General features: G+C 48.3%; 11 protein-coding genes. 9 read left to right on the top strand and 2 right to left on the bottom strand.

The features are described from left to right. Nucleotides 1-7: 7 nt before the first annotated feature. Entirely contained in the window at nucleotides 8-460 is a 453-nt protein-coding gene (locus tag Pan54_RS20365) for a glycine cleavage system protein H (protein WP_242631381.1), read from the bottom strand. 444 nt (nucleotides 461-904) lie between these two features. Beyond that, entirely contained in the window at nucleotides 905-2,086 is a 1,182-nt protein-coding gene (locus Pan54_RS20360) for a DUF6263 family protein (protein ID WP_146505231.1), read from the bottom strand. A gap of 308 nt (nucleotides 2,087-2,394) precedes the next feature. Here Pan54_RS20360 and Pan54_RS20355 point away from each other — a divergent pair, with 308 nt between their 5' ends. The 9 genes from Pan54_RS20355 (at nucleotide 2,395) to Pan54_RS20315 (ending at nucleotide 12,265) form a co-directional block, all read left to right on the top strand. Continuing rightward, nucleotides 2,395-3,840, top strand: coding sequence for a sulfatase family protein (locus Pan54_RS20355; RefSeq protein WP_146505230.1), 1,446 nt, complete (start codon nucleotides 2,395-2,397; stop codon nucleotides 3,838-3,840). A gap of 163 nt (nucleotides 3,841-4,003) precedes the next feature. Further along, nucleotides 4,004-5,035: a class II fructose-bisphosphate aldolase gene (fbaA, locus tag Pan54_RS20350; protein WP_146505229.1), complete on the top strand. Its 1,032-nt coding sequence runs from the start codon at nucleotides 4,004-4,006 to the stop codon at nucleotides 5,033-5,035. Nucleotides 5,036-5,254: 219 nt separating this feature from the next. Beyond that, on the top strand, nucleotides 5,255-5,698 hold the full coding sequence (locus Pan54_RS20345) for a hypothetical protein (protein ID WP_146505228.1): 444 nt from the start codon (nucleotides 5,255-5,257) through the stop codon (nucleotides 5,696-5,698). Nucleotides 5,699-5,781: 83 nt separating this feature from the next. Further along, entirely contained in the window at nucleotides 5,782-6,048 is a 267-nt protein-coding gene (locus tag Pan54_RS20340) for an addiction module protein (protein ID WP_146505227.1), read from the top strand. Between the two features lie 142 nt (nucleotides 6,049-6,190). After that, complete coding sequence (locus Pan54_RS20335) at nucleotides 6,191-7,177, top strand: IS30 family transposase (protein ID WP_165441826.1); 987 nt, start codon at nucleotides 6,191-6,193, stop codon at nucleotides 7,175-7,177. A 156-nt stretch (nucleotides 7,178-7,333) separates the two neighbouring features. Next, nucleotides 7,334-8,611, top strand: a complete 1,278-nt coding sequence (locus Pan54_RS20330) for a right-handed parallel beta-helix repeat-containing protein (protein WP_146505226.1) — start codon at nucleotides 7,334-7,336, stop codon at nucleotides 8,609-8,611. Between the two features lie 159 nt (nucleotides 8,612-8,770). Beyond that, complete coding sequence (locus Pan54_RS20325; RefSeq protein WP_146505225.1) at nucleotides 8,771-9,634, top strand: deoxyribonuclease IV; 864 nt, start codon at nucleotides 8,771-8,773, stop codon at nucleotides 9,632-9,634. 158 nt (nucleotides 9,635-9,792) lie between these two features. Further along, nucleotides 9,793-11,082 carry an NAD(P)/FAD-dependent oxidoreductase gene (locus tag Pan54_RS20320; protein WP_146505224.1) on the top strand — a complete coding sequence of 430 codons (1,290 nt, stop codon included), beginning with the start codon at nucleotides 9,793-9,795 and terminating at the stop codon, nucleotides 11,080-11,082. 277 nt (nucleotides 11,083-11,359) lie between these two features. Next, the gene (locus Pan54_RS20315) at nucleotides 11,360-12,265 is read left to right on the top strand and encodes an HDOD domain-containing protein (protein WP_146505223.1); all 906 of its coding nucleotides are present in this window, start codon (nucleotides 11,360-11,362) and stop codon (nucleotides 12,263-12,265) included. Nucleotides 12,266-12,429: the final 164 nt, after the last annotated feature.

Here is a 12,429-nt window from a genome sequence, read left to right as displayed (position 1 = left end):
ACCAAGCTTACTGCACCTGCCCTTTAATCACCCGTTGGGTCTCTTTCCAGACCTCTTCAAGATGCCCCACATACTGCTCGGCTGTGAGCATCTCTTCTGAACTTTTGAATGAGAACAACCAGCCGGTTTCGTAGCCACTGGTATTGATCAATGAAGGATCATTCAGCAGAGCTTCGTTGAACTGGATGTCATCTCCGGCGATAGGAGCGGTCAGATGGGAAACCGCTTTCGAGCTTTCAATTTCCCCGATGGTTTGCTTTTGCTTGACGGAAACGCCGGCATCGACTTCCCAGTCGAGGAAGTAAACATCCTGTAACAGTCGTACCGAATACGCAGTGAAGCCGACGCGTATCCGATCCTCAAACGATTTGAGCCACATGTGATTGAGCGCATAAAATCGATCGGTAGGGAATCGGGCTTCGTACGAGCCCATCATGAAAATCAATTCCACTTCACTCACGTGCTGTTCCCCAAGTCTTTCCAACCAATTTAAAGGTTCGCATAGCGGACCTTGTTAATAGACATATCAAGAATGCTTATCAAAACTTTATCAAGACAAATCAGATTTGGAGTGGCGGGGGCGCTCCGCTTTTGCGGAAGCCCCCGAAAATTCTACGCTACGGGAGATTTTCTACGAGTGCGCCCCCGCCACACTGGTTTAATGATTTTCGTGATAGATTTGAATTTCAAGTAATAATAGTCGTTCTAGAGCATATTCAAAAATTGCCTGCCGCGTTCAGCAGGAGCAAATTCAGTGTTTTTCGGTTATTTGGTGTTCATGCGACTGCAGAAACCATTGGGAAATGGTCTAAAGACAATAACGAATGAAAAGCGAAGGACACAAAGAATTTTTCCTTGCGAGCTTCGCGTTCTTTGGATTTCATCGAATCTCACTCAGCCGACATTAGTTTTCCGGCACAAAGATTTCGTGGGAAGCGGGCTGAATGTTGGAGTCGGAATGCTGATGGGAATGTTCCATGGAGCCTTTTTCAGCAGTCAGTCGAGAAAGTTGTCCCTGCGTTTGTTCGGGGAACATGCGAATGGACGTGACCACTCGTTTCTGCTGTTCGAACATCATGCCGTTGGCCTGGACCGTCATATTGAGTAGATGATCGATACGGGATTCGAGTGGCAAACCCGTTTTGCGATCAATCGTGCACATCCCGGCGGAATGGCCATCACGCACCTGGAGAGAGACGGAATCGCTACCTGGATTTGAAGAGGCTGAAGAGGGAGAAACACTGCCCATAATTTCGACTTTGGCGTATTCTTCATTCAATTCGCGGAGAGTGTAAGTGTTGTTGATCGACATCGGTACCGGATCGCTAAACTGGCGAGACTTGGTCCAGTTCCCTCCCAATCTCACTATCATCGAACCATCCGAAGATTCCGGATCGTATGGCAGCAGGCCAATCGTATCATCCACAAAGTTGGCAATGCCTTGTTGACCGGAATACTGAGCGAGCATCTGCGAGACCGCTTCGGCTTTCTGCTGCGGAACATTCAGGAGACAGCGTTTCATGAACTCGTTGAAATTAATGACTTCAGTGATCTTATTATCCGGTCCGACCCAGAATGAAAAACCATTGTTGACCATACCGTGATAAACCAATGCTCCATCGGGAACAGGGTAAGGTGGTTGCTGGGAATCGTAGAACACCTGTTGACCATTCAGATTGGTCTGATATTTCACGCGGTTGTAGCGAACAGAGAACAGCTTGTATTTGTCTCGAATTTCTTCAACCGTCACCGCCATATCGAGTTCAATACGTTCCTGGTTTTCAATTGTTCCCTGTGTGGTTTTTTGAGTCAGTGTTTTCTCGACCACTTTCTGGAGCGGAAAGCGGGCTCCCTGCTCTAATTTGACTCCCAGTGAAGCTGTCGCAGCCGTTGGTTCGGCTGGAGCGTCATTGGCGACTTTTTCTTCGTTTTCGAGTTCAAACCAGGAGTCATCGAGCACTTCGCTCGAATCTGGCGTATCGGAGCCGCAACCACCTACAAACGTACACAGGACCAGAGACATCATCAATGCCTGAAAGCAGTTTCGAATTCGTGTTAAAAATAGATAAGGTATCTTCAAAAGCATTGCGCCCTCCCTGGCCAATGGAATTCCGTTCAAAGCTCATCCTGCAGAATCTCTCAGGATAGCTGCGGACTATAACGTAGAGCATCCATTCGGGAAAAGACCGATTTCCCGCTGGTTTTGGCCTATAAAGTCATCAATACAAGCACGAAGCGCAAGCGAGTGTGTCTAATCGCGAAGAAACACACTCGCTTGCGCTTCGTGCTTGTAATTAATTCAGCGAGATTTGATTTCATCCGGGTGACAATCACTGCCAGACATCATATCATCGAGCACTGATGTCAATCTCGGCCATGAATGAAAGACTCACAATGAATCCCCGCACAATAATCACCACCCTGTTCACTCTGACTGTGATTTTGAGTGACCTCATCTCAATCCAGGCCGCTGAGCAACCGAACTTCGTTGTCATCTTTACTGATGATCAAGGCTACGGAGATGTTGGCTGTTTTGGGGCAGAAGGTTACGAGACTCCCAATCTCGATCAAATGGCAGCCGAGGGAAGGAAATTTACCAATTTCTATGTCTCTCAAGCCGTCTGCAGCGCGTCCCGAACTTCAATGCTGACAGGCTGTTACAACATCCGCCTGGGAATCGGGGGAGCATTAAGCCATCGCTCGACCATCGGCATCAATTCTGACGAAATGACGCTCGCAGAACTGGTCAAGCAGAAAGATTACGCGACCGCTGCCTATGGGAAATGGCATTTAGGCTATCAGCAAAAATTTCTCCCGCTCCAGCATGGCTTCGACGATTACTTCGGGCTCCCCTATTCCAACGATATGTGGCCCTATCACCCGGCTTACATCAATCTGCCAGAGGACCAGAAAGGGAAACGCGGCTTTCCCGATTTGCCGCTCATCTCCAAAAATGAAATCGTCAATCCGGCAGTCACCCCGGAAGATCAGACGCATCTGACAACATGGTACACCGAACATGCCGTCAAATTTATTGAAGACAATCAAGACAAACCGTTTCTGCTTTATCTGGCTCACTCGATGCCCCATGTGCCGTTATACGTCTCTGAGAAATATAAGGGCGACTCCGAACAGGGAACATTTGGAGATGTCATTGAAGAAATCGACTGGTCGGTCGGTCAGGTGCTGGAGACTTTGAAGAAGCACGGATTGGACGAAAACACACTCGTCATTTTCACTTCTGATAATGGTCCCTGGCTATCGTATGGAAATCATGCGGGTTCCGCAGGTCCATTTCGGGAGGGGAAAGGGACAACCTGGGAAGGGGGCGTGAGAGAACCGTGCATTATGCGCTGGCCGGGTAAAATTCCGGCTGGGACGGTATGCGATGAGTTAGCGGCCACGATCGACATTTTTCCCACAATTGCCGCTCTGGCTCAGGTCCCGCTACCCGATCACAAAATTGATGGGCAGGACATTCGGCCGCTTATGTTTGGAGAAAAGGGAGCCAAGACTCCTCATGATGTCTACTATTACTACTGGGGAACTCATCTTCAGGCCATCCGTAGCGGAGAATGGAAACTGCATTTTCCCCACTCGTATCGTAGCCTGACCGGAGAGCCGGGCAAAGATGGTCTGCCGGGTGGTTATACCCAGCAGAAAACGGGACTCGCACTTTATAATCTGAAAACGGACGAAGGCGAAACCTCGGATGTGAAAGGCGAGCATCCCGAGATTGTCATCAAACTGCAGAAACTTGCAGAGGAAGCACGGGCGGACCTCGGGGATTCTGCAACGAAAACTCAAGGAACAGGAAAACGTGAGCCGGGGCGGATTTAATGATTACCACCCAATGAATCAACCGCCGTGGATGCGTGAGGCGATATTAGGTTGAATGCTCTCATTCTCTACTCTCACGCTTGAATTCCCGAGCAATAATCATCAATCTGTGAACGATTGAATTGGTAAATAACGGACAAATCGAACTCACAGGAATTGTAAAATGCCTATCGCAACACCCGAACAATACGGAAAAATGATTGATGCCGCCCAGAAAGGCGACTACGCTTACCCGGCTATCAACATTTCGTCTCTGGTCACTTTGAATGCTGCTCTCAAGGGTTTTGCAGACAAAAAGTCCGACGGCATCATTCAGGTTTCCATCGGCGGTGGAAAATTCGCGTCCGGTTTGAACGTCGGCTGTGCGGTTGAAGGAGCGGTCGTTCTGGCAGAAGCCGCTCACAGATTGGCTGCCAAATACGATGTGATGATCGCTCTGCACACCGACCACTGTCAGCCAGACAAAGTCGACAGCTTCCTCAAACCACTGATCGCCGAAACAGCCAAGTTCCGTGCCGCCGGTAAAGGCAACCTGTTCCAGTCTCACATGCTCGATGCCTCCGAGTTGCCACTCGATGAAAACATGAAACTCTCTCAAGAGTTGCTCAAGCTCTGTGCAGAAAACGAAATCATTCTGGAAGTTGAAGCCGGTGTTGTCGGTGGTGAAGAAGACGGCATCGATAACTCCGATCAGCCAGCCGAGAAACTCTACACAACTCCCGATGACATGGTCGCTGTCTACGAAGCTCTCAACGGTCTCGGTCGCTACATGTTCGCCGCCACGTTCGGAAACGTTCACGGCTCCTACAAACCAGGTCACGTGAAATTGCGTCCGGAAATTCTGAAGACTGGTCAGGATGCCGTCATTGCCAAGTACGGTAAAGACGCAGCCTTCGACCTCGTCTTCCACGGCGGCTCCGGCACACCGAACGAGCAGATCCGCGAAACCCTCGCTTACGGCGTCATCAAAATGAATATCGACACCGATACTCAATACGCCTTCACCCGACCCATCGCCGCTCACATGTTCAAGAACTACGATGGCGTTCTCAAAGTCGACGGTGAAATCGGCAACAAAAAAGCCTACGACCCTCGCGCCTACCTCAAAGCCGGCGAACAAGGCGTAGCCGATCGCCTCGGCGAAGCCTGTGACGACCTCCTCAGCTCAGGCAAAACCGTCTTCGGTAAAATCTAACCGAGCGTTCCGCTCGACCGGGGGCAGTCGCATGGGCGCACAATGACTAAGGTCGCTTCGTGTGCTCCTGCAGTTCGCGGTGGAGACTAATTGATAATATGAGAGCCGGGTGAGAAATCATCCGGCTTTTTTGTTTGATTGATGTGTTGCCTGAAATTAATGCGAACTGTTAGGATTTTTAGCTTACGTAATTCATACAAATCTTATCAGTAGATTCTCATGGCAAACATCCCAGATATAATCCCCATATCGCACGACGAATACTATGCGAATCATATCGGTCAAACCGAAGATAACCGACAATTTATATTGACGACTCCATTTGTTCCCGCTTACGGAGATGAAAGGGGTTACGAGTTTATCGCTTTATACACTTTCAGTATTGATGGGAAGTTGCTTGAAGCTCAGATTGACAATCTTGGAAGCCGCTCTGAACTAAATAAAGAGGAAGCAAGAGAATTGCTGGATAAACGATTAAAGTCACTCGGACGAGTGACTTTCTGCGATATCAATGTTTCACCTTTTCAAGTTGAACAATATGGAATTGTTTTTGGCTTGATCCCCCGTGAGCTTGAAGACGAAGAAGACGAACCAGCAATCGAAATGCAACCTGGAAATTACATGGCATTCTTTGAGCCTTGGGATGGAGAATACGATACTTAAAATCGACGAATTTCTATCATGAACGGAAAGTCAATTGCCAATTGGAATAATGTAAAGAGAGCTAATGTGATTTTGATTTCATCATGACCAATTCAAAGAATCTCAAATTGACTAATGATCAGGCTATTTTGCAGAAAGCTTTGTTATTGAATGCAGAAGAACGTCTTCTTTTGATTGATGAATTGGCTGCGAATCTTCCAGATAATCAACCGCCACAACTCTCTCACGAATGGACAAAAGTAATAAATCGACGCAGTCAGGAAATCGATTTAGGATCGGTCAAAACTGAGGATTGGGAATCAATACGCTCTCGATTGATTTATAAAATAAACTTTGCCAAAGAAAAGTGAATTTCACTCCAGAAAACGGTAGAGCTACAAGCATCTGGTGGATTCAATTTTGAAATGCACGGGTTGATGGAAAAAGAGTGACATTCGTGAGATGGTTTGTTTTGACCAAACGACCATCAATCCTACTAAGAAGAAATCACGAATGTCACACACGCATCTTACTGCTGAGGAACGTGATTCCATAGCGCACATGCACGCCCTGGGACACTCTCGAATAGAAATTGCGCGCGAGTTATCCCGAGACCCCAGCACGATCTCCCGAGAACTGCGGCGGAATTCGGATGCGACCGGGAAGTATTTCGCCGGGAAAGCCGACCGCAAAGCGCGACGGCGTCGACAACTCTGCAAACTCCCCTGGAAACTCAACCACGCTCCGCTCAAAGAATTCCTGCTCGATAAGTTGTCTCTCAAGTGGTCGCCGGAACAGATTGCAGGTCAACTCTTGCGACTGCATCCTCGGGAGGCCAGAATGCGAATATCCATTGAGACGATTTACGCCTGGATCAAAGCAAACAAAAAGCAGGGCGGCAACATCTACAGGCAGCTGCGTCAATCGAGAAAGAAACGCCGCAAACGCTACGGCACAGGGATCTCCAGACGATGCGACCCGACCAAAAAGCCAATGGATCAGCGACCGGTTTCTGCACGCAATCGTTCGCGGATCGGGCACTGGGAATCGGATACCATCGAGGGTCAAAAGGGGACCGGCTACATTGTCACGCATGTCGAACGCAAGACCGGCTATCTTGTGGCGAGCTATCTGCCGGACAAGAAAGCATCGACGTTGAACGCGGCTTCGGTGTTTGCGTTTGAGGGGTTGCCATCGTCATTGATTCGAACTTTGACGACGGACAACGGGAGTGAGTTTTCGGGTCATCGAGAGTTGGAGCAAGCCCTGCATTGTGCGATCTATTTTGCTCCGGCTCGCCAGCCGTGGCAACGCGGCCAGAATGAGAACACCAACGGGCTTCTGCGGCAATACTTCCTGAAGGGGAGCGATTTCCGTAAACTGAAAGCCGAGGATATTCAAGCGGCTGTGATGGAGTTGAACAACCGGCCTCGCAAAAAGTACCAATTCAAATCACCACACGAACTGTTCGAACCCAAAACCCGTGCATTTCAAAATTGAATCCACCTCTTTCCTTAAGGAACGCTTAGAATTTTCATTATTCAATATTCAAATCCTTAGACCACTCCATGGCAAGATTAAATGGTGTGGCGTATCCTGAAAGGACTCCGTTTATTAGTCCATTGCGAATCTCACCATTTGAATTGAAGGTCTCTCATGGCACAAAACATCTTCCGCTCATCCTCCTCTCTCTTCTTCGTTATTGCTCTGTCAGCATTCACAGTTTCGCCGAGCTTTGCTGAGACGAAAGAAGATCAGACCAACTCGGCGGTCGTCATTCAGGCCAAAGACTTCGATTCGATTCAGGCGGCCATTGATGCCGTTCCCCAGCAAGGGGGCATGGTTGTGTTACCGGCTGGGACATTTGAGTTAACAGAGCCTGTCGTCATTCGCACTGAACGAACGCGATTGACCGGAGCAGGATCGGCGACGCATTTGGTTAATAAAAATGAAGAAGGCCAGCCAGCGATTCAGATTCGTGCGGAAGGATATGACGAGAACAAAAAGCTGAGGCTCTGGCAGGTGCAGCTGGATCATTTTCAGATTTCCGGCAATCCTAAAAGTGGTGACGGAATTCATGCAGCCGGGATTGAAGAAATTTTCATTCAGGGTGTCTCCATTCATCACAATGGAAGGCACGGCATCTTTCTGGATTTCTGTTATGAAGACCCTCGCATTTCTGATTGTCTGATCACATACAATAAAGAGGCCGGAGTAAAGCTACTGGGATGTCATGACATTGTTGTGAACGCGAATCACTTTGAAGAGAATCTGGATGGAGTTCGTTGTCTGGATGGTTACAACCTTACGATGAATGGCAACAATCTGGATGACCATCTCGGGAATGGGGTTTTGATTGAGAACACTTATGGTTCTGTCGTTTCCGGGAATATGATTGAAGAGTGTGAAGGATGGGGGATTGTTCTGGATCGGGATTGTTATGGAATCACATTGAGTTCGAATGTGATTGCTCATGAACTCAAAGGGGGAATCGATTTGCGGGATGCCTGGGGGTGTGCGATCTCAGCCAATACGTTCACCATCGTGCATCAGGCAGCGGTGCGAGTGGGAGAGAATTCGGGACGATTGAATATCTCCGCCAATACATTCAGCAATAGCGACATAGGAGGCGAAATTCGCAGGAAGCTGGAACATAAAGTTCCGATGCAACTCGATGCAGGAGCCGGAATCGTGCTGGAGAAAACAGAAGATATTCTGATTACAGGCAATCTGTTTTCAGGAATGGATGGAGCAGCGGTGAATTGTGAGAGTGAGGATTGCGAGCGGATCAATATTGTTGGCAATCTCGTGGCCGATTACGGCAGAAAAGCAGAAAAGCCAGTCGCATTTGAAGTGCCAGAGAAAGAGAGTGTGCAAATGCAAAACAATATGATCGGCCCGGCGAAAATGCCGCGTCAGGAAGCTGGGCGATAAGTAAAATGTTCCGAGAAGTTTCTCAAGAATTCATCCATCGTGTTAACGATGACAAATCAGCCTTATGGTTTGCAAGCCGCGTCCCAGACGAACTATAAATCAGTCAATTCATCTTTGGGATGAATGCTTCATAAGTTCTCTGAGAGATCTGGTTTCATCATGCCTTTATTCGGATCACATCTTTCCATAGCCGGTGGATATTACAAAGCCGTACGAAAAGCCGCTGAGTTGGGAATGGAGACCGTCCAGATCTTCACAAAAAATAACAATCAGTGGAAAGGCAAGCCGCTTACCGATGACGATTGCCGGATGTTCAAAGAGGCGGTTGAAGAAACTGGAATTCAGTCGCCTTGTGCACACGATAGTTATTTAATCAATCTGGCCAGTCCGGATTCCGAGTTGTTCGAGAAGTCTCGTGATGCGTTGATCATCGAGCTGGAACGGGCGGAAGCATTGGGGCTCGAAGGCGTTGTGATGCACCCGGGCAGCTTTGTAAAAGATACCGAACAGGGGGGCTTGAAGCGCATCGCCCAGGGGATCGATCAGGTTCATAAAGCGACCAAAGGTTACCACTGTCAATTGTGGTTGGAAACGACGGCTGGACAGGGAACGAATCTGGGGCATCGCTTTGAGCATCTGCAGCAAATTCTGGAGACGGTGAAAGTAGCCGAGCGGTTGTCGGTGTGTGTCGATACCTGTCATATTTTCGCTGCTGGTTATCCATTGATTAAAAAGTCGGAATACAAAGCCACCTTTGAGGAGTTTGATGAAAAAGTCGGTGTGAACCGGATCCGAGCGTTTCATATCAACGATAGTAAGAAGCCTCTGGGCAGTCGAGTTGATCGACATGAACATATCGGTGAAGGGGAACTGGGACTCGAACCATTTCGACATCTGGTGAATGACAAACGATTTTCGAAGTTGCCGATGTATCTGGAAACGAAGAAGGAAGAGCGGGATGGCAAAGAGATGGATGCGGTCAATTTGAAAACACTCAAGAGTTTAATGAAGAAGAAATCATGATTTGACTACATAAGACTCATAATATTTGATTACAGGGTGGCAGACCCTGAGCATCGCGAAGGGCGTGGTTTGCGCGATCACTGCGTTCTGAGACGTGCCACCTAAAAGATATCGTGATAAGTTTTATGATGTCGTGAATCAGGAAAGAAACAGACTTTATGTCTCAAGCACATCGCGTTGTTATTGTTGGTGGAGGCTTTGGTGGACTGGCCTGTGCTCGTGGTCTAAAGCGAGCGAATGTCGAAGTCACTGTAATTGATCGACGAAACTTCCATCTGTTCCAGCCACTGTTGTATCAGGTAGCGACCGGGGAGTTATCACCTGCGAATATTGCTTCGCCAATTCGATCGATCTTGCAGAAGCAGAAAAACTGTCAGGTTCTGCTGGGAGCGGTTTCGGGGATAGATCTGGAAACGCAATCCGTTCATATTGACGACAGGCAGATTCCGTTCGATTCTCTGGTCATCGCTACTGGTTCGACGCACAGTTATTTCGGTCATGAGGAATGGTCTGAGCAGGCACCGGGGTTGAAAACGATCGAAGATGCGACTGAAATTCGGAAGCGAATTTTATATGCCTTCGAGCGGGCGAATCTGGCGACGAGTGAAGAGGAACGTCGAGCGGCTTTGACGTTTGTGATTGTGGGAGCCGGGCCAACAGGAGTGGAGTTGTCCGGTGCACTGTCTGATGTCGGCCACAATATGCTATCCAAAGAGTTCCGAGGGGGGCATCCCGAAGAGTTGCGAATCATACTGTGCGAAGGCCAGCCCGATCCGCTGGGCATGTATCCGCCGCCGTTAGTCAAAAAATCCCGCGAAGAATTGGATCGGCTCGGCGTCGAACTAATGACCAGTTCTATGGTGACTGATATCCAGGACGACCATGTCGTGGTGAAACACGGCGATGAAGAAAATCGAATTTATACACGAACCGTGATCTGGGCAGCCGGGGTAAGAGCCTCTTCGCTTGGCAAAATCGTGGCGGATGAGACGGGAGCAGAAACGAACCGCGTGGGAAAAATTCTGGTCAACAACAATCTTTCGATTGGAGAACATGAGAACCTGTTTGTGATTGGCGATCTGGCTTTTCTGAAGAATGAAGCTGGTGACCCATTGCCGGCGTTAGCTCCGGTCGCCATGCAGCAGGGAAGTTATGTTGCGAACCTCATCAAAGATCGCGTTAGTGGAAATTCAGGTTCGTCCAAGCCGTTTCATTATCGTGATCGGGGCAGCATGGCTGTGATTGGCCGCTATGCGGCGATCGCACTGGTTGGAAAAAAGAAACGGCAGGTCAGCGGAATTATGGCCTGGTTCATCTGGCTGTTCGTGCACCTGATGGAAATTACACAGTTTCGCAATCGATTGATGGTACTCTTCCTCTGGGGTTGGACATATCTCACCCGCGACCGTTCTGCCCGCTTAATCACGGGGAAACTTCCTAGGGAATGAAATGAACGTTTCGACATGGACCATTTTCAAATGCTTACTGCAGTTAATTATTGATTATTCTCCAGAAGCCTGATCACAGATGAATTTCCTAGCATTAAAAAGCCGTTCAATCGATTCAATTCCCACATTATGCGACATCTGTGCATTCGGCAGAATTGGAAATTATTAAAAACTGAATAGAAGTGACATCGTAAATCTAATACTGCAGTGAAATTGCAACGTAGGCTTGGAGAATAAATCATCGATCACCAAAACTCTGTAAGCTGAGCCGGTACGAATGAACTGGGCCGATTTCCGAAAAGAACTTCTAACGAGTGAGCCTCAGATCGCTCCTCCCGATCTACAAGTGATCGTATTGCCTGACGTCATTTTCCGAGTTGTCAGGGCTGCTCAGCGAGAAGATGCCTCTGCGAATGAGGTGGGCAAAATCATTGATACTGACAGTTCATTGACATGCGATTTGCTTAAGTATGTCAATTCTTCAGCCATGATGTTACGCCACAAGGCGGCGACGGCATCGCGAGCCACGATGCTGCTTGGAGTAAAACGGACAAAGTTGTTTGTGCTTTCTCTGGCCTCCAACCGCATGATGCGCAATGTGAAGTCGCCACTAATTCTCATGAAACGCTTTGCGGTTTCTTCATTGGAACGCGCGTTATTTTCCAAGATGGTCGCCGGGCATCTTGGAATGGATGAAGATCTCGCATTCTCTGCTGGCTTAATGCAGGATCTTGTCCTGCCCGCACTGACTGCCGATTTCGCCTCGAAATACAGTGAGCTGTTGGAGCTCAGTGAAGAGAGTCAAACTGATTTAGCAAAGCTGGAGCAGCAAGAACTAGGCTGGGATCATGCATCTGTGGCAGCCAGAATGATGGATTCCTGGGGGTTTCCGGAAGACCTGGTCTGCTGCGTTTTTCTGCACCATCAGTTGGATCGCATCCTCCAGGACAAACTGCTTTACAATACCGAATTATTACCGGTAGCAATGTCGGGCCTTTTGAATGATCTTTTTAAGCAAACTCCCAATGGAATGCAAAAGTTGGAACAGGTCTGGAACGATGTTCTGCCTGCGGTCTCTTTACCTGAGCAGGCACTTGTCATTTACGATCAACTTCAGGAAATGAATCCCGAATTTCATGGACATCAATCACTGGCCGAACATCTGGCAGTCATGATTTCCTGATCATTTCATAATTCGTAGTCCTTATACTGTCGGAGAAATCCCAATATTACAGCAACGAAAAACTTATGCGACGGCACATTGCAACCCGAAATGTTCTCACGGCAGAACTCTTATGCCTGAAACGAGTGGTTACGTTCTATCGCAAGGATCTTCAAAACAGATCA

It is taken from the genome of Rubinisphaera italica, assembly GCF_007859715.1.
GTDB lineage: Bacteria > Planctomycetota > Planctomycetia > Planctomycetales > Planctomycetaceae > Rubinisphaera > Rubinisphaera italica.
The sequence above is the reverse complement of the archived record's forward strand: the minus strand, read 5'-3'. Positions and strand labels throughout refer to the sequence as shown.